Raw genomic sequence first — 18,856 nt, 5'->3', positions numbered from 1 at the left:
CTATCTTACCAAGTATAATACATGCCGGATTGCGGTGTCAAAATATGAAGAGCCTGCTTTAGCCTTGCTTATTGTGAACATTTGCCTTCTTCCTGCAAAAAATAGCCTAGGTGAGGACCACAAACAAAATGTCCCTGCCTTCCGGGCAAAGCCGGAAAGAGGGACCTTAGCTGTACGTTTCATAATCCAAGCAGTTAGCGATAATTTGAAAATTGCAAATCGATTTGCAGATCTGCGCCGCGCAGCATCGTCATTACCGCTTGCAAATCGTCTTTGCTTTTCCCTGAAACGCGAATTGAATCGCCTTGAATCTGACTTTTTACTTTCAGCTTCGAGTCGCGAATCAGGATGTTGATTTTTTTGGCTATATCCTGCTCGATCCCTTGCTTTAAGCGAATGCGCTGTCTGACGGTCTTCGAGGAGGCAGGATCAATTTTGCCATATTCCAAGTTTTTGATCGGCACACCGCGTTTGATCATCTTCGATTGCAGCACATCGATGACCGCTTTCAGCTTATATTCATCATCGGAGACAACGACGAGCTCATCTTTCTCCAAATCAATGCTGCTCTTGCTGCCCTTAAAATCAAAGCGGTTCTCAATCTCGCGTTCCGCCTGCGTGATTGCATTGGACAATTCCTGCATATCTACTTTGGATACAATATCAAATGAATTTTCAGAACTCATGTTTATTTCTCCTCCCTCTCCCTACTGCGCCAGGCACTAATTCGTTGCTTGCTGCTGGCCGCTCGGAGTCTCAGGCTCCGGGTCAACCTGGAATTTTTTTGTACTTTCTTTATCGCCATCTTCAAGCACAATGCCATCAATCGTCACTGTCACGATGTTCGCACGCGCGATGTTAATATAGAATGGCGCTTCAGTCTCTACCGTTGCAGTGGCACCGTCCTTCATCGTATCGGTCAGCAAATAGGCTCCGTTCTTATCTTTCTCGCTTATGCCAACCCAGCTTCCGCCCCCGGATGTTTTGAGTTCAATTTTATGCTTCCCGGGAGAAAGCACATAATAATCGGTCTTCCCTGTCGATTTGACAAAGGTCAGCCTTGTTTGCGGCGTTTCGGGCGTAGGATCGGGATCAGGCTTTTGGACCGGCGGTTTCGCCCCCTGCTCTCCGCCCTTTTGCGTATTGTTTTTATCTTTGTCCTTGACGGCCGGCTCTTTCTCATTAATAATCGGTTCGCCGTCCAATGTTTCCGCCCCGTCGCCCGTCGGACGATTAATCGCAAATATGTAGACGATGACGACAATTAAAATGAGGAAGGACCACATCAATGCCCTAAAGCCCCATTTGCTCCATCGGTCGGAATGTTGGTTTTGCGACCGGCGCGGACGCTGGACAGTCTCAACTACCGGGTCAGGAGCAGAGGTCGGTATTTCTTTCTGATACAGCCTCAATACTTCATCTGCATCAAGCCCGACGTTCTCCGCATAGTTTTTAACAAAGGCGCGCACGTAGAAGCTGCCTGGGAGCACAGCGTAGTTCCCTTCCTCAATCGCTTCCAGATAACGCTTGCGAATTTTCGTTAAATCCTGAATATCCTCAAGAGAGTATCCGTACTCCTCTCTTGCTTTACGCAGCAAATCGCCCAAATCCGACATGTCTATCCCTCCTTTTGCTAAAATTCGTTGTAGTCGGTTGTGAAGGAATCATAATTAATTTCCTCTTCAGGGGTATTGCGCAGCTCAATAATATAATCAAAAGTGCCGTAATCAAATGCAGACTCCTTCACAAAAATATCGGGATGTTCAATGACCTTGGTCGATGGCAGAGCCATAATTTCCTGCAATAAAGAATGGTGCTTGTCATTGGAGCGGATCGTGCTAACGATGCCATCGATAATGAAAATATTGTTGGGATTCATCTCCTCCTGCGACAATTGACTGCGGACTGTCTGTCTCAGCAATGTAGAGGAAACAAAAGTCCAGCGCTTATTGGAGCAGACGCTGCCAGCAATGATCGATTCCGTCTTTCCTACACGGGGCATGCCGCGCAGACCGATAACCTGATTGCCCTCCCGTTTGAAAACTTCCCCCAGAAAGTCAACCAGCAACCCGAGCTCATCGCGTGTGAAACGGAAGGTTTTGCGGTCGTCCGAATCACGTTCGATATAGCGCCCGTGACGCACGGCAAGCACATCCACCAATTTGGGAGGACGCAGCTTGGTAACGGTAATATTATCAACCTTTTGCAGCATTCTGCCTAAAATTTCAATCTTTTCTTCATCGTTCGTCTGGAGCAGCATGCCGCGCGTGCGATTTTCAACACCGTTGATCGTCACAATATTGACTTCCAGCATACCGAGCAAAGAGGCGACATCCCCAAGCAAACCGGGACGATTTTTATGTATACGGTACTCCATGTACCATTGTTTCACTTCCATTGCCTACACCACCCTAATAAACGCATCAGAAAAGAATATTCTACAGCATTCGCCATTATCCTGCAACATTCATGCAGAAAGATTGTATAAAAAGCCTCCGAACGGAGGCTTTTTTGTGAGTATGCAAATTAATCAACTAATTTGATCATCAGCTTGGCAATTGTCTTCCGTTCTTCGTTATCGCCAACATCCCACAAATCTTTGAGCAGTCGCTCTTGTTCATTTTTTGGATCTACTTTTTCTTCCAAAAATGAGCCTATTTCATAAGCCATATTGGAAATTGTCTCTTCGCTCAAACCAAGATTCTTTCCTTTCTCGACGCGTTCAGCCAAAAACTTTTTCCAATCCTCAAAATTTGTTAGCACAGATGCCATGAGTGCACCTCCTTCGTATTTTCGCCAGCGTAACAGGCGACAAACGTATTATTCGCTTAGGAGGGTACAGTTATTCGACGACATCCGCTTTGAAAAAGTTTCAACCCCGCAGGCAAATTCCAGGTATCATAAAAGTTAATTTTATGTATGCCAGCCGCCGTTCGGGCTAATAATTTGTCCAGTAATGTAAGCTGACTCCGGTAAAGACAAAAAATAGACCAATGAGGCGATTTCATCCGGCTGCGCCAGGCGGCCGGCGGGAATTTCCATTTCCAGCGCCTGCTTTTCGTCTTCGTTCAAGTTGTCCAGCATAACAGTGTTGACAGCGCCTGGCGCTACAGCATTCACAGTAACTCCCGATGGCGCAAGCTCTTTAGCCAGTGCTTTCGTAAAAGCATTCATTCCGCCTTTAGTCGTGGAATAGATGACTTCACATGAAGCCCCTGACAGCCCCCATACGGAAGACACATTAATGATGCGGCCGAAGCGCTGGGCAACCATATGCGGCATAAATAATTGCGTGCACAAAAACATCCCCTTCAAATTGACCGCCATAATGTCGTCCCATTGTTCCTCGGTTACATCGGCAAGCATGCCGTAATGGGCAATTCCCGCATTGTTGACGACAATATCCGGCATCATGCCGCTTGTCTGCAGCTTCTCGCACATCCGCTGCAATTGCTCTCTTGAGCGCAAATCTGCAGCAACTGTCATCACATTGGCCCCCTGCCGCATGCAATAGCGGGCTGTTTCATTAGCGGCTTCATGGGATTGCATATAATGAATGACGACATTCATACTCTCCACGGCGAAGCGGCGAGCGATCGCCGCTCCAATACCGCGGCTTCCCCCAGTAATGAGCACCGTCATATCCTTGAGCGATTTCAATGCGCTTCCTTGGCCACGATCGAGACAGCCATTGTCTCCCAATCGAAATGAGAACGCAAACGCTCGTTTACTTCATCCAGTGTGATCGATTCATACACAGGTACAAGCTGAAACAAATCTGCGCCGCGGAACCGGTAACGGGTATATTCGCCGGCAATTGCCTCCGGGGAGTTAAGCAATCGCAAATAAGCTCCAATTTTTTTGCGTCTCGTTCGTTCAAAAGCTTGTTCGTCAATGCCATCGGCCTTTGCCTTTTCAATCGCTTCGCGCAGCCGGCGCATCATTTCCTCCGGATCCTTGGTTTCTCCGCCAATGACTGAAAAAGCATAATCCGGACTGCTATTATACTCAAAGCCGAACGAATCAGAAATCAAATCATCGTCGTACAGCTGATTATAAATCGGCGTACTTGAACCAAGCAATGTATCCAGCATCAATTTCGTGCCAATTTCAGCCCTCAGCAAAGCGTCTCCTTCCATTGCCGGCCTCGTCTCCTTAAAGCCAAACAGGCATTTCGGCATGGAAACAGGAAGAACGGTTGACAGCTTGCGCTGCTTCACCGCAGCCGGCTCTTCGTCAAAGAACCGCCTAATCTCGCCCTGTGGCTTGAATGTTTTGCCCGCCTGATTGCTGCGAATAAGCTCCATGATCCGTTCCGGTTCAATGCCGCCGACGACGAACAAAATCATATTCGAAGGGTGATAAAAGGTTTCGTAGCAGCGATAAAGCGTTTCTTTGTCAATTTTACTGATCGACTCGGCTGTTCCGGCAATATCGATATGAACAGGATGATTATGGTACATCGCCGCAATCAGCCCAAAATAGACCCGCCAGTCGGCATTGTCGCGGTACATATTAATCTCCTGCTCGATAATTCCTTTTTCCTTTTCCACATTTTCATCCGTAAAGTACGGATGCTGCACAAAATCAAGCAATGTCGATAAATTCGCTTCAATTTGCCCGGTTGCCGAGAACAGATATACCGTACGGTCAAAGCTTGTAAAGGCATTAGCGGAAGCGCCCTGCGAAGCAAAGGTGGCAAAAATGTCGCCGGTCGGCTCTTCAAACATTTTATGCTCCAAAAAATGAGCAATTCCATCCGGCACCGATACAGGCGGCTCGCTTTCGACTGCAAACCGGTTGTCGATGGAGCCATAGCGCGTTGAAAATGTAGCGTAGGTCTTGCTGAAGCCTTCTTTGGGCAGCAGGATCACTTCGAGCCCATTATCCAAAACTTCCCGATACAGTGTTTCTTCTACGCCAGGATAGGACAATTTTTCCATAGGTTGCTATTCCCCTTTCCCGTCACGCAAGAAATAAATCGTGTCTAATTCTGTTTTTTGAGCAATAGCTGCAATTTGCCCCGCATCCACCTGCTGCACCTGCTCCAGCAGTTCTTCTGCCGTTCGTTCTTTGCCAGAAAGCACGGCATTAAAATCAAAGGCAATCATTTCCCCCGCAGAATCCTGCAGCTCGCGCAAATGATTGGCAATCATCGCCTTCGTCTGGTTCAATTCCAGCTCGCTGTACTGTCCGGCGCGCATACTTTCCAGCTGTTCCTGAATAATAGCCGTTGCCCGCTCAAAATTGGCGATTTCAATGCCGGATTGAATCGTGCAAATCCCTTTATGGCCGTCAAGCCGCGAAGCAGCGTAGTAAGCCAGGCTCGCTTTTTCCCGGACATTCAAAAACAGCTTGGAATGCGGATATCCGCCCAGTATTCCGTTATACATCAATGCGGCCGGATAATCATCGTCTGCATACAAAGTGTTGATCCGCAGCCCCATATTCAGCTTACCCTGACTAACATCCATGCTCTCTACAATGGTCCGGACTTCCTTCACCGGCGCTGCATCGGCAGGCGCCTTATAGGAAGCGGCTTTTCCCTCTCCGACAGCAAACGCTTCAGCAACAAGCCTCTCTACCTCATCCAAGGTTGTGTCCCCGACGACATAAAGATCGAAAGCCGCTTCCGCTAGCCAGTCTCGGTATACTGCTGTGAGCGATTCGGGCGTAATCGCGGGAATATCTGCCCGCTGGCCAAGCGCATGCAGCCGATACGGCTCATCATGGCACATTTCCTCCAGGCAACGCTCGGCCGCATAACGTATTTTATCATTAATGATCGCTTCCAGCCGTTTTTGCAAGGTAACTTTCTCGGCTTCTACATATTTGGGACGGAAATGACCACCTTCCGTCATAGCGGGCTTCGTAACGACCTCCCCTAGCAATTGCAAGGATTCCGCAAGCAGCGGCTTGTCAGAGCTAACAAACCGGTCATTAATGACATCCATTCGGAATTGGACGATTTGCGAATCACCGCGCTTATACACATCAAAGCCGAAGCCTGCGCCGTAGAGTTCATCCAAACGTTCGCGAAAGGCAATCGTCTCTGGCGTTGCAGCCGTACCGCGGCGCAGTACAAAAGGAATCAGGGCAACAGAAGTTACCGTGCTTTCGGATAGCGGCAAGCCGGCATACAGAGAAATCGAAAATGTTTTAAAGCGTTTTGTCGGCATGACATGGAGCCGAATGCGCCCGAATTGCCCTCTTTCAAAGCGGGATTTGTTCATGTTCTGGCTTTCCCCTTCCGCTCATATTTATAAAGTCAATCTATTCCAATCCATTTGAATCTATACCATTCTACCTGATTAGAAATGGAAGAAACAACCCGCTTTACGGGCGGGCTGCTTCTCTTTTTTTGCTTGAAATTGATTAGCCTGAAACCGGCCCTTACATACAAAAAATATGTTTGCCAATCGTTTTTACTTGCGGCCTTGTCCAGATCCATTTGGATGTAGCTGTCTCCGGATTAAAATAATACTCGCAACCGCCGCTCGGATCCCAGCCGTTGATCGCATCTCTTACCGCCCGGCTGGCCGTCTCGTTTGGCGTCAGCCAGATCTGGCCATCGGCCACTGCCGTAAATGCCCCTGGCTGAAAAATAACGCCCGAAATCGAGTTGGGGAAGTTTTTTGATTTGAGCCGGTTGAGTATAACTGCCGCTACCGCCACCTGTCCCTCGTATGGTTCGCCGCGGGATTCGCCGAAGACAGCGTTGGCCATCAGCTTCAAATCATTATCAGACAGCCCCATCTGGTTGGATTTAGGCACGGATGGGCTGCCTCCGCCGCCCCCGGCAGTGGTGCCGCCGCTTGGCTGAGGGCTTTCCTCGGCTGTCGGCCTCCATTGCTTTGTAGCCTCCCACAGCTTCAGCTTCGTCTTCGGACCGACAACCCCATCAGCCTTCATCCCGAATTGCCATTGAAACCATTTGACAGCTTCAAGCGTTGCCGAACCAAAGTCACCGTCGACTTTTCCGCTAAAATAACCAAGGAACTTCAATCGGCCTTGTAATTCATAGATGTCGCTGCCGGACGACCCCACTGTCAAGGTCGCATTGCTGAACGTTTCGGTCGATTTTCTATTGCCGGAATGCATCATAGTAAACGAACCGAACAACAAAAAGACAATCACAGCAGTTAACGTAACTAATCGTATTCTCATTCTAAGGATCTGCCTTTCTCTTGCAAGTGGATTATTAAGCAAGTAGCGAGCTTACCCCTAGTATGAGAAACCGGTCTGCCTTCTATGCACGATTACAGTGTATTTTTGGCGATTGCTGCGGAATCATCCTGCTCAGGAACTTATTTTATCCGAATCATACTGATCGAGCGTCATCAACACTTCGCGCGGCTTGCTGCCTTCGTAAGGGCCGATGACCCCTTTCGCCTCCATCTGGTCGATAAGGCGCGCAGCCCGATTATAGCCGACGCGCATTCGTCTTTGCAGCAGCGATACCGACGCCTGCTTGGCTTCTAAAACAACACGCACCGCCTGATCGAACAGTTCGTCCAGCGTTTGATCTTCTGTACTGTTGTCATCCACCTCCGGCACCAGATCTTCCTTATACTCCGCTTCTCCCTGCCCGCGGACAAAATGAACGACCGCCTCGACCTCCTGATCCGACAAAAAGGCACCTTGCACACGAATCGGCTTGGACATGCCGACAGGCAAAAATAACATATCCCCCCGTCCAAGCAGCTTCTCAGCGCCTACTGAGTCGAGGATCGTCCGCGAATCGACCTGCGAAGAAACGCCGAAGGCGATCCGGGAAGGGATGTTCGCCTTAATTACGCCTGTAATGACATCGACAGACGGGCGCTGTGTGGCGATAATCAAATGGATGCCTGCCGCGCGCGCCATTTGTGCCAGCCGGCAAATCGCATCCTCGACATCACCGGCCGCAACCATCATCAAATCAGCCAACTCATCGACGATGACGACGATAAACGGCAAAATGGCAGCGGGATTGTCAGCCATTAAAGAGTTATAGCCTTCGATATTGCGCGTGCCCGATTTCGAGAACAGCTCGTAGCGCTTCTCCATCTCGACAACAATCTTTTTCAAAGCGAGTGAAGCGCGGCGGGGATCAGTAACAACCGGCGCCAGCAAATGCGGAATTCCATTATACACATTCAATTCGACCATTTTGGGGTCGATCATTAGAAATTTCACTTCGTCCGGCCGGGCTTTGTACAAAATGCTCGTAATTATCCCGTTGATACAGACCGATTTACCTGATCCGGTGGCGCCGGCAACTAATAAATGGGGCATTCGCGCCAAATTGCCGACGATTGTCTGTCCGGATATATCTCTTCCGAAAGCGATCGACATCTTGGACGGCGCATTCAGAAACGATGTCGTTTCCATAACCTCCCGCATGGTGACCATTGAGACTTCCGTATTTGGCACTTCGATCCCGATGGCCGACTTTCCTGGAATCGGCGCTTCCATCCGGATATCTTTCGCTGCCAAGGCAAGCGCGATATCGTCTGTCAAACTAACAATTCTGCTTACTTTAACACCGCTTGCCGGCTGCACCTCATAACGCGTAACAGCAGGACCGCGTACAACGTCGAGCACCTGTGCCCGCACTCCAAAGCTTTCGAGTGTAGCTTCTAGCTTGCGCCGCGAATCGTTCGCGTCCGCGCTGTCCCCGCTTCTGCCGCCATTTGGCTTCGCAAGCAGCGACATAGGCGGAAACTGATAAGGTTTTACGAGCTCTGCTGGCGGCAAAGCCGCTTCGCCGGTCTCCTCTCCCTCCTGTTCAAGCGCCGGGCTTGAAATAAGCGGCGAGGAGTTTTCGGTTTCCGGTAAGGAAGGCGTCGTGTGCTCAGCCGAATCGGCATCCGTCTGAGACATGTCAGGCTCGTCCTCCCATGGGGCGCGGTCAGCTGCTGCAATCGTCTCCTTCTCCGCATAGCCGTCCCATACCAGGGTTTCTTCTTCCGGCTCCTCTTCCCATATCTTTTTCTTGCGGCGCGCTTTTTTGCCGGCAGTCGAGCCATATTCATCGTCTTCTGCTTCCGGCTCAGGTGCCGCTTCCGGCTCATCCTTGAATCCCAGCCAGGACAATAGGGAAAACTTTTGGTCACCTTTAACCGGCTCCATTTTGACTTCCTCGTATAACGCTTCCTCATCTTCGTCTACATCATCATCCGCAGATGCCCGCTTGCTTCGCTTCGTCTTTCCTTTGCCGCCAGCCGATGCTAATGCCAGTCCAGATCCTTTACCGGATGAAACTTTCATCCGCAGAAGCGACAGCAGACGCCCCCCGCGCGTACGAATGGTCCGCGCTAATTCAACATAGGACATTCCCGTCATCAGCATGAAAGATATGGCAAACATCACGATCATGACAAATTTGGAACCGCTGTAGCCGAAAAGCAAAAATAAAATCCAATATTGGAATGCGCCTGCATAACCTCCGCTGATCGATTTGGTTGCCATGTCGATCTCGCTTCCTGTTGAGGCAGGCGCAGAGTCCAACAATGCGCCGCGCACATCGGAGCCCAGCTGCTCCAGTATGTAACCGGCGGTTAATCCGCCCACCGGCTCTGTCTTTTTGTCCATCACGATGATGGAGCTGTACAGGGTTAAAGCCAGCACAAGCAACAGAAAACCGCTTTTCCGTGTAGACCATCCGGACGGCCATGTCCGCTTGATCATTACCATCAATCCGACATATATACCGACCAGGGCGATTACAAAATAAAATTTCCCCAATAAAAGTCCAAACAATTTGGACAGCGAGCGGCCGACTGTCGCCTCGCCTGATAGGGCGATAACAGACAGTGTAATGAGCAAAATGCCGTAAACTTCGTACTTCAAATTCGCTCCGAGCGTGCTCTTTTTCTTCCGTCTTCGTTTCGCCAAGATCAGTCACCTCTGGTGAACATTATACCATAGGTTAGCAGGAAACGGCTCACACCTTCCTGATTTTCACTCCCCTTTATTCCCATAAGCAATTAGTGTTCCTGGCGTATACTCGGGCTTTAAATAAGTGTCCAGCGGGCATTCCAACAGTCGCACAATACGGCCAATCCCCGGAGAGACCGGGACGATCTGCATGCGGATTCCTGCTATGTCGATATCGACAAAGGGGCCAGGCTGCTCATTCATCCCGTTTAAGACAACCTCGAGCGGCACATTCGTATAGATCGTCATTGCGGCAGCCCCTTACTTTGTTTTCTTTCATTGATAAAACGGTTTAGCTCCTGCAGCGCCGTGCCAATGCCGCCCACTGCATCGATCAGCCCGTCCTTGACTGCGTCCGGTCCAATGACGGTCGTTCCGATGTCCCGGGTCAGCTCTCCCGTCTTAAACATCAGCTCTTTGAACCGTTCTTCCGATATGTTGGAATGGGAGGTAACAAATCTAACAACCCGCTCCTGCATTTTTTCCAAATATTCAAACGTTTGCGGCACACCAATGACTAAACCGTTCAAGCGAATCGGATGGATCGTCATCGTCGCTGTAGCTGCAATGAACGATTTAACGCCCGCAACAGCGATCGGTACGCCGATTGAATGTCCTCCCCCCAGGACAAGCGTGACGGTCGGCTTTGTTAATGATGAAATCATTTCTGCAATCGCCAGCCCTGCTTCCACATCGCCCCCAACAGTATTTAGAACGATAATAATACCTTCAATTTTCGGATTTTGTTCTGCTGCAACCAGCTGGGGAATAATATGCTCGTATTTCGTTGTTTTGTTTTGCGGCGGAAGCACGAGATGCCCTTCTACCTGTCCGATGATTGTCATACAAAAAATGTTAGAATCCGTCGCCGGCGCAGCGGTCTGACCTAATTGCTGAATCGTCTCAACTACAGCCGGCTTGCCCTCTGCAGGCTCAGGCTGCTCACTGTTTTCATTGTTGTCTTGGAAAAACTCTTCCATCGCTTATATCCTCCCTTAAATCGAACATTGCGCTCGAAACACGCCTTGCCCTAGAATGCCCTAGAACGACCCGGCAAATACAAAAAAGGCGATCGCCCCCTCTTCATGCGAAGAAGGTGACGACCACCCTTTCTATACTTCCATAATGATTGGCAAAATCATCGGCCGGCGACGGGTTTGCTCATACAAGAAGCGGCCCAGCGCATCCTTAACGTTCGTCTTCAGCGATGCCCATTCATTCACTTTATCACTCATCAGTTTGTGAAGCGTCGAGGTGACAATACGGTTCGCCTCTTCAAGCAGTCCTTCTGACTCGCGCACATAGACAAATCCGCGGGAGATGATGTCCGGCCCGGACAATATGGTGCCGTCCTGCTTGCTCAGCGTGACGACTACGACCAATATGCCATCCTGCGACAGCAGCTTGCGGTCGCGCAAGACGATATTGCCTACATCGCCCACTCCCAGTCCATCGATAAGCACATTTCCAGCCGGCACTTTGTTGCCTTTGCGCGCCGTCCCCCCTTGGAATTCAACCGTGTCACCGTTCTCAATGATGAAAATATTTTCTTTCTCGATGCCGACGGATTCGCCAAGCAGGCCATGCTGACGAAGCATGCGGTATTCACCGTGAATCGGGATGAAAAATTTAGGTCGAATCAGGTTGAGCATCAATTTCAGTTCTTCCTGGCTGCCGTGACCTGATACGTGTACGCCGGATACAGAGCCCGGCCCGTATATGACATTAGCGCCAAGGCGGAACAATTCATCGACTGTACGCCCGACATAACGCTCATTGCCAGGGATTGGCGTCGCCGCGATAATAACGGTATCACCAGGCAAAATATCGACCTTGCGATGTGTATTTCTGGCCATTCTGGTCAGCGCTGACATCGGCTCGCCCTGACTGCCTGTAGACAGCACCACAACCCGGTCAGCCGCCATCTTGTTCACTTCTTCCGGCTCGATCAGCATACCTTCGGGAATGTTTAAATAACCTAACTCGGAAGCGATCGTGACAACGTTGACCATACTGCGTCCCACGACCGCAATCTTTCTGCGCGTCGTCATTGCCGCATTAATGACCTGCTGAATGCGGTGTACATTGGAAGCAAAAGTAGCAACGACTACCCGCTGAGTAGCCTTGCGGAAAATATCCTCCAGCTCCGTTCCAATCATGCTCTCTGACGGTGTGAAGCCTGCGCGCTCCGCATTCGTGCTGTCCGACAGCAGCGCAAGCACGCCGCGGCTTCCAATCCCAGCCATACGCTGCAAATCGGCATATTGATCGTTGACTGGCGTATGATCAAATTTAAAGTCGCCTGTATGGACAACAATACCTTCCGGTGTGTCGAGACAAACGCCGACAGAGTCCGGAATACTATGATTAGTGCGGAAAAATGACGCATGAATCGATCCGAGCTGCACTTCGGAATCAGCATGAATCAATATGCGCTTTGTTTCGCCGAGCAAGCCGGCTTCCTTCAGCTTGCCTTCGATCAAGCCAAGCGTAAGCTTTGTTCCGTAAACGGGAACATTCAGATGCTTCAAAACGTATGGCAGACCGCCAATATGGTCCTCATGTCCATGCGTAATAAGAATACCGCGAACTTTTTCACGATTTTCCGTCAAATATGTAATATCTGGAATTACAATATCAATACCGAGCATGTCCTCTTCTGGGAACTTCAGTCCTGCGTCGACGACTACAATATCATTGCCATACTGAATGACGTACATGTTCTTTCCAATTTCGCCGACGCCACCCAGCGCAAAAATAAGCAACTTATCCTGGTTGTTTTTTTTTGACAAGTGAATCTAAACCTCCTGTAATTGAACAATTATTGACGAACCTCATTTGTCAACGAGCAATGAAATTCGCTCTAAATATATTTTCTTAGAATGAGCTTCAACACGATGCTCCTTCTTCGATTTCCCCAATTTCTAATATTTGCCGCCCATCGTCACTTGAGATCATTATACATGATTGAAATTAAGAAACACAAGTAACCGTTTAAAACCGTCTCTTTCAAAGCGAAAAACCGATGCAGACGCACCGGTTTTCCAGCGAGCGAGATGTTATAATTGCGGACGATCAGCTATTGCCCAGCAGACTGCGCAGTGCCGCCAGCTCCTGTTCGGTTGCGTTTACGAGCGGCAGGCGAACGCCGCCAACGGCTAAGCCGCGAAGCTGCAAAGCAGCCTTAACAAGCACCGGATTAGGTACCGGATGCGGCAATTCGAACAGGCCTTTGAAAACCGGGAAGCATTGCTGATGCAGTGCTGCCGCCTCTTTTACGTTGCCATTCAGATAGGCTTCGATCATTTGCTTCATTTGCGCGCCAATGACATGGCTGGCTACGCTCACGATGCCATACCCGCCTACTGCAAGTACAGGCAATGCAGCGCTGTCATCACCGCTATATACGTAAAAGCCTTCCGGCGCTCCTGCTACCAGCTGCGTTACTTGATCTGTAGAAGCACACTCCTTAGTAGCGACAATATTGTCGATCTGGGCAAGACGAAGCGTCGTCTCCGTTGACATACTTGCAACCGTGCGTGAAGGGACATTGTACAGCATGACAGGCAGCGTAGTTGCATTAGCAATTGCCTTGAAATGCTGGTACATGCCTTCCTGACTCGGCTTGTTGTAATAAGGTACAACAAGAAGTATGCCGTCTACACCGCAGCTTTCGGCAATCTTCGTCAAGTGGATGGAGTGAGCAGTGTCGTTGCTGCCCGTTCCTGCAATTATTTTGCTGCGACCATTAGCGCGCTTGACGGCGTACCGGAACAGCTCTTCCTTTTCTCCATCGGTCAATGTAGGCGATTCGCCTGTAGTCCCGGATACAACGATACTGTCGGTTTTTTGCTCATCGATCAAATAATCGATAAGCTGCCCTGTTTCATCCCAATCAATAGCGCCTTCTTCGTTGAAGGGAGTGACCATTGCGGTAATTAATCTGCCGAATTCCATCTTGACTGCCTCCTGAACTATTATACATATCTATCCATTATTCATGCAGGTTGAACTGGGCATGCAGCGAACGCTGTGCCTCCACCATATTCTCCTCACGAACGAGCACCCATATCGTGGTGTTGGAGTCGGCCGATTGGAGGATCGGAATCCCCCTCTTCGTCAACGCTTCCACGATACTCGCCATAATGCCGGGCACGCCATTCATTCCGCCGCCGATAATCGATACTTTGGCGCAGCCCTTCACAACAAAAGGCTCGTAGCCAATCGATTGCAATACCTCGACTGCGGCGTCAGCATCCTCATCGAATACGGTATAGGTGGCCCCTCCAGGCGTGACATTAATGAAATCAACACTAATCTGATGCTTCGCCATAGCATGAAAAACATTCAATTGCACATCGTTATCGCCTTTATGTGCAGTTACAGTAATTTGGGTCACGCCGCTCACATGGGTTACACCGGTCACTTGCCGGTCTTTCACACTTGAGCCGGACGCCGCTGCCAGCACATCCGCCTGATCGGTGACAAGCGTCCCTTCCTCCTCGGAAAAGGTCGAACGAACGCGAATCGGTATGTGCGACTGCTGGGCAATTTCAACTGCCCGCGGATGAATAACTTTCGCTCCTTGACGGGCCATATTGCATATTTCTGCGTAGCCAACGACAGGGATTGGACGGGCATCCTCGACGATTCTCGGATCCGCGGTCAGTATCCCGTTCACGTCTGTATATATGTCGACACGTTCCGCGCGCAATGCCGCAGCAAGAGCAGTAGCAGAGGTGTCGCTTCCTCCTCTGCCAAGGGTCGTCAAGTCACCCTTCTCATCGATTCCTTGGAAGCCGGTGACGATAACGACTTGATTTTGCTGCAATAACTGCAGCACTTTGTCCGTTTTCACGGTCAAAATCCGCGCTCTCCCAAACTGGCTGTCTGTCAAAATTCCCGCGCCGCCGCCTGTCAGCACGACTGAAGGGATGCCTTCGGCACGCAGCAGACTGCACAAAGTGACTGCGGAAATAATCTCCCCGCAGCCAAGAAGCAGATCCCGCTCCCGCTGCGGTATTGTACCGCCTTTGTTGTGCACAAGGGCAAGCAACGTATCTGTCGCATAAGGGTCGCCTCTTCTGCCCATCGCAGAGACGACAACGACCAGTTGATAGGATCGTTGCCGTTCTCTTGCAATATGTCGCAGTACAAAACCGCGTGTTTGTTCCGAAGAGAGCGATGTTCCGCCATACTTTTGCACAAGAATTGGCATGAACTAACCTCCGTATTCGACCGTCAACACTGCCGAATCGCCGACCATCCCAAATCTTGCCATCTGTTAGAAGCCGGTTTGCAGTTTGCATTGCAAGGTTTACACTGTGATCAATACGGAGTCTCTTACACTTAGCAAGCATTTTTGGAGACAATCCACATATTCAAGCTGCGCTCCGATCCAAAATCGTGCCGCAGCCGCTGGCTGCCTTGATTGCTGACCGAAAATAACTTATCAATAGCCGCTTAATAATTAAAACGCTCAATGAGGAGCGGTTGTAGCTGTTTACCTTGCAGAGCAGCCTCGCAAGCTTCGGGAACAAGATCCATCCTTGCCACCAAAGAATTCGGCTTCTGCGCCGGATTATCCTGTCCGAACGGTACAAAATAAATATTTTTACATACAAGCAGCTTAGCAATGTTCGCCGCATTCAAACCTAGCCCGTCATTCGTCGATATAGCGAGCACGAGCGGACGCTCATTGCGCATCTGCGCTTTCGCAGCCATAAGTACCGCACTGTCGGTCATCGCGTTGGCCAGCTTGCTTGTCGTATTGCCCGTACAAGGGGCAATAACGAGTACATCCAGCTTCTTCGACGGCCCGAGCGGCTCTGCCTCCACTATTGTAGAAATCAAGGAATTACCTGTTATCGTCCTCAGCTGGCGCTGCCATTCTTCCGATGTTCCGAATCGCGTATCCGTCGTCATCAGCGTCTGCGAGACGATCGGAATGACATTCGCTCCTTCGTCAACAAAGCGCTGAATAACCGGCATCACTTCTGCAAACGTGCAATGTGATCCGGACAGTGCATACCCGACCGTTTTGCCTTGCCATTTCATTGCGCATTCCCCCGCTTACTGGTCTCTTCCATAATCAATCGACTAAGACATTCCGCAATGATGCGTCCAGCGGTTCTAGGAGCGACGATTCCTGGGAGACCCGGGGCGAGCAACGCTTTAATACCCCGCTTCTCAGCAAAGCGAAAATCCGTTCCGCCAGGCTTCGAGGCAAGGTCGATAATGACTGCTCGCGAAGGCAAATTTGCAATAATTTGCGCTGTGACTATCATAGTCGGAATTGTGTTAAAAAGCAAGTCAATATTCCCCACATAGCTCAACAAATCGCGCACATGGAACGGTTTAAACCCCATTTCGTACGCCCTGGCCAAGTGTTCCTCGCGCCGCACGCCAACTTGAACATGCGCCCCCAAGCCTTGCAATGTCCGTGCCATCGTAAAGCCGGTGCGTCCAAAACCGAGAACCATACATGAGGAGCCGTGCAAAGTAATATCTGTATTTTGTATTGCCATCATAAGTGCACCTTCAGCAGTTGGGATGGAATTATAGATCGCAACGTCGTCCCGATCAAACAATTCCACCAGGCGAATGCCGTATTTCTCGCATAATAGCCGCAAATATGGCTTCGCCATTCCGGCATAGATCGTGCAATGCTTTGGCAGCAGCGCAACATGCTCATCTTTTAGCACGAGCTCCCGGTCGCTAAAGACAGCCAAAATCTGTCCGTCGTCCTCTGTGCCGACTGCCGGCAAAACAAGCGCATCTGCATGACGAAAAAGTTCTTCATTCATCTCTGAGCGGACAGCACCATCCAGCGGCGTATGCAATTGATCGAAGCCAGCTACCGTTACAACAGCGTCCATCTCGCTTAACCTGCGAATGACTTCCAGTTGGCGCGCGTCGCCGCCGATCAGGACAATCTGTACGCCTGTCAGCATGTATAAATCACTCCTCTCACCGTTCTTTATACGTTCTCCGCACTCTACCCTAGCGCTCACGGCTGGGTATAAATCATTGTATGCCGGCACAGGCAATGGGTGCTTTGCATCCTTATAGATAGGCGCCCGCTTCAGCCAACAAAAAATAAGCCTTCATTGTTCCGTTTACTCCGCCGCGCGAAGTCAAACGAAAAATGAAGGCTCGTTGATTGCTGCTATATGCATTTACTAAAGCTATACGCCAGTATGCCCGAAGCCGCCAGCTCCGCGAACGGTTTCGGACAATTCATCCACTTCTTGAATCGCAATGTCGGGAACGAGTTGGAACAGCATTTGCGCAATGCGCTCGCCACGCTCGATCACAAATGGCTCTTGGCCTAAGTTGATCAACAATACTTTAACCTCTCCACGGTAATCAGCATCGATTGTACCAGGTGAATTCAGGCATGTAATGCCATGCTTGTAGGCAAGCCCGCTGCGCGGGCGAACCTGCGCTTCAAGATTAGCCGGCATTGCCATGGCAAAGCCCGTCGGAATAAGCTTGCGTTCTCCCGGCAATAGCATGACAGGCTCCGCTACAGCTGCATGCAGATCAAACCCCGCAGCGAGCTCAGACATTTTGCACGGCAATGGCAGATCTTCATTTCCCGGCTGCCGTTTAAATTGTACTTGTAACAAGACTATTCCTCCCCAGAGATGCTGCTGCTTTATCGTTGCTTCCTACCATTGCGACAGCAAATGGGACGGACAGCATACGTTTGGTCACTTCTTTGATATCGTCCATCGTCACCGAATCGATACGCTGCAACAGCTGGTCCAGCGTATAATGTCTGCCGAGCATCAGCTCGTTTTTGCCGAGCCGGTTCATACGGCTGCTGGTACTTTCCAAGCTTAAGATTAAGCTGCCCTTCAGCTGCTCCTTGCCGCGATGGAGCTCAGCGTCCGACAGGCCTCCTGCACCAAGCTCACTCATCATTTCCACCGTTAAATCAAGCACTTCCTTCGTCTGCTTGGGCGCTGTACCTGCATATACCGTAAATAAGCCGCTATCCGCATACGAAGTATGATAGGAATATACCGAATAGGCCAGGCCCCGCTTCTCGCGAATTTCCTGGAACAGACGCGAGCTCATGCCCCCGCCGATTGCATTATTGAGCAATATCATCGCATACAGCTGCGGGTCGGCGATCGAGCAGCCGGGGAAGGTCAGACAAATATGATTTTGCTCCGTTTTCTTTTTATGAAACAAATAAGTGCCGTCAAAAACAGGAGCTGTCACTGCCTCAGCGGCGCCCTTGTTGGCAAACTTGCCAAAATGCTGCTCAAGCAGCGTCAATAACGCTTTTTCTTCCACGTTGCCCGCGACGCTGATAACCGTATTATCCAGGCGATAATGGTTTTTCATATACGCTCGCAGAGAATCGGCATTCATTTCCATCAGCCGCTCCTCGATTCCAAGAATCGAATAGGCCAGCGGATGGCTGCCGTATGATGCCCGCGATGCTTCGTCATGCACCTTATCATCGGGCGTATCGTCATACATCGCAATCTCTTCCAAAATGACGTTTTTCTCTTTTGCCAGCTCAGTCTCGTCGAACGCCGACTCAAAAAACATATCAGCCAGCGCATCGACAGCAAGCGGCAGATGCTGATCGAGCACCTTGGCAAAGTAACAGGTATATTCCTTGGCCGTAAACGCATTGACATTGCCGCCGATGCCATCGAATAAATCGGCAATATCTTTCGCCGAACGGCGAGCTGTACCTTTAAACAGCATGTGCTCGATAAAATGGGAAATCCCGTTATTGTCGGTCGTTTCATTGCGCGAGCCCGTCTTGACCCAGATTCCGAATGAAACTGAGCGGCATGTTGGGATATACTCAACAACAACGCGCAGACCATTGCTTAGGGTGTAAGTATTCACCGCAGTTCCTCCTGACGTTTTGTACAGCAGTTTCTTCGCTGCAAGCAATTACTTCACT

The 18,856-nt window shown here is 50.1% G+C and carries 18 protein-coding genes; all 18 read right to left on the bottom strand.

What is annotated here, in order from left to right; genetic code table 11:
* Nucleotides 1-194 precede the first annotated feature (194 nt).
* The 18 genes from ACFQ0N_RS05370 to ACFQ0N_RS05285 all read right to left on the bottom strand — a co-directional run bounded on the left by ACFQ0N_RS05370 (nucleotide 195) and on the right by ACFQ0N_RS05285 (nucleotide 18,798).
* Entirely contained in the window at nucleotides 195-686 is a 492-nt protein-coding gene (locus tag ACFQ0N_RS05370; protein WP_379323588.1) for a YajQ family cyclic di-GMP-binding protein, read from the bottom strand.
* A 36-nt stretch (nucleotides 687-722) separates the two neighbouring features.
* Nucleotides 723-1,616: a helix-turn-helix domain-containing protein gene (locus ACFQ0N_RS05365; protein ID WP_379323586.1), complete on the bottom strand. Its 894-nt coding sequence runs from the start codon at nucleotides 1,614-1,616 to the stop codon at nucleotides 723-725.
* A 17-nt stretch (nucleotides 1,617-1,633) separates the two neighbouring features.
* The gene (locus ACFQ0N_RS05360; RefSeq protein ID WP_379323584.1) at nucleotides 1,634-2,398 is read right to left on the bottom strand and encodes a DUF3388 domain-containing protein; all 765 of its coding nucleotides are present in this window, start codon (nucleotides 2,396-2,398) and stop codon (nucleotides 1,634-1,636) included.
* Nucleotides 2,399-2,526: 128 nt separating this feature from the next.
* On the bottom strand, nucleotides 2,527-2,772 hold the full coding sequence (locus ACFQ0N_RS05355; protein WP_379323582.1) for a DUF3243 domain-containing protein: 246 nt from the start codon (nucleotides 2,770-2,772) through the stop codon (nucleotides 2,527-2,529).
* A 141-nt stretch (nucleotides 2,773-2,913) separates the two neighbouring features.
* The gene (gene ymfI / locus ACFQ0N_RS05350; RefSeq protein ID WP_379324275.1) at nucleotides 2,914-3,642 is read right to left on the bottom strand and encodes an elongation factor P 5-aminopentanone reductase; all 729 of its coding nucleotides are present in this window, start codon (nucleotides 3,640-3,642) and stop codon (nucleotides 2,914-2,916) included.
* A 14-nt stretch (nucleotides 3,643-3,656) separates the two neighbouring features.
* On the bottom strand, nucleotides 3,657-4,943 hold the full coding sequence (gene yfmH, locus ACFQ0N_RS05345) for an EF-P 5-aminopentanol modification-associated protein YfmH (protein ID WP_379323580.1): 1,287 nt from the start codon (nucleotides 4,941-4,943) through the stop codon (nucleotides 3,657-3,659).
* 6 nt (nucleotides 4,944-4,949) lie between these two features.
* On the bottom strand, nucleotides 4,950-6,233 hold the full coding sequence (gene yfmF / locus ACFQ0N_RS05340; RefSeq protein ID WP_379323578.1) for an EF-P 5-aminopentanol modification-associated protein YfmF: 1,284 nt from the start codon (nucleotides 6,231-6,233) through the stop codon (nucleotides 4,950-4,952).
* A 160-nt stretch (nucleotides 6,234-6,393) separates the two neighbouring features.
* A complete protein-coding gene (gene sleB, locus ACFQ0N_RS05335) occupies nucleotides 6,394-7,167 on the bottom strand; it encodes a spore cortex-lytic enzyme (protein WP_379323576.1) in 774 nt (257 codons plus the stop codon).
* Nucleotides 7,168-7,299: 132 nt separating this feature from the next.
* The gene (locus ACFQ0N_RS05330; protein WP_379323574.1) at nucleotides 7,300-9,879 is read right to left on the bottom strand and encodes an FtsK/SpoIIIE family DNA translocase; all 2,580 of its coding nucleotides are present in this window, start codon (nucleotides 9,877-9,879) and stop codon (nucleotides 7,300-7,302) included.
* A gap of 66 nt (nucleotides 9,880-9,945) precedes the next feature.
* Nucleotides 9,946-10,170 (bottom strand): YlzJ-like family protein, encoded by a 225-nt coding sequence (locus ACFQ0N_RS05325; protein WP_379323572.1) that lies wholly within the window; start codon nucleotides 10,168-10,170, stop codon nucleotides 9,946-9,948.
* Complete coding sequence (locus tag ACFQ0N_RS05320; RefSeq protein ID WP_379323570.1) at nucleotides 10,167-10,901, bottom strand: ClpP family protease; 735 nt, start codon at nucleotides 10,899-10,901, stop codon at nucleotides 10,167-10,169. Before ACFQ0N_RS05320 ends, ACFQ0N_RS05325 begins: the two co-directional genes overlap by 4 nt.
* A 132-nt stretch (nucleotides 10,902-11,033) precedes the next feature.
* Entirely contained in the window at nucleotides 11,034-12,713 is a 1,680-nt protein-coding gene (locus ACFQ0N_RS05315) for a ribonuclease J (RefSeq protein WP_379323567.1), read from the bottom strand.
* Nucleotides 12,714-12,996: 283 nt separating this feature from the next.
* Nucleotides 12,997-13,878 carry a 4-hydroxy-tetrahydrodipicolinate synthase gene (gene dapA / locus ACFQ0N_RS05310; protein ID WP_379323565.1) on the bottom strand — a complete coding sequence of 294 codons (882 nt, stop codon included), beginning with the start codon at nucleotides 13,876-13,878 and terminating at the stop codon, nucleotides 12,997-12,999.
* Nucleotides 13,879-13,915: 37 nt separating this feature from the next.
* Nucleotides 13,916-15,139 (bottom strand): aspartate kinase, encoded by a 1,224-nt coding sequence (dapG, locus tag ACFQ0N_RS05305; protein WP_379323563.1) that lies wholly within the window; start codon nucleotides 15,137-15,139, stop codon nucleotides 13,916-13,918.
* A gap of 245 nt (nucleotides 15,140-15,384) precedes the next feature.
* A complete protein-coding gene (locus ACFQ0N_RS05300) occupies nucleotides 15,385-15,978 on the bottom strand; it encodes a dipicolinate synthase subunit B (protein WP_379323561.1) in 594 nt (197 codons plus the stop codon).
* Entirely contained in the window at nucleotides 15,975-16,874 is a 900-nt protein-coding gene (dpsA, locus tag ACFQ0N_RS05295; RefSeq protein WP_379323559.1) for a dipicolinate synthase subunit DpsA, read from the bottom strand. The genes ACFQ0N_RS05300 and dpsA overlap by 4 nt, the downstream gene beginning before the upstream one ends.
* A gap of 234 nt (nucleotides 16,875-17,108) precedes the next feature.
* Nucleotides 17,109-17,552 (bottom strand): dUTP diphosphatase, encoded by a 444-nt coding sequence (dut, locus tag ACFQ0N_RS05290; RefSeq protein ID WP_379323557.1) that lies wholly within the window; start codon nucleotides 17,550-17,552, stop codon nucleotides 17,109-17,111.
* Complete coding sequence (locus ACFQ0N_RS05285) at nucleotides 17,533-18,798, bottom strand: M16 family metallopeptidase (RefSeq protein WP_379323555.1); 1,266 nt, start codon at nucleotides 18,796-18,798, stop codon at nucleotides 17,533-17,535. The genes dut and ACFQ0N_RS05285 overlap by 20 nt, the downstream gene beginning before the upstream one ends.
* Nucleotides 18,799-18,856: the final 58 nt, after the last annotated feature.

Origin of the sequence: Paenibacillus sp. GCM10027626 (assembly GCF_042676285.1) — a bacterium.
GTDB lineage: Bacteria > Bacillota > Bacilli > Paenibacillales > Paenibacillaceae > Paenibacillus_Z.
Note: the sequence above shows the minus strand (reverse complement) of the source record. Positions and strands in the feature narration are given on the sequence as shown.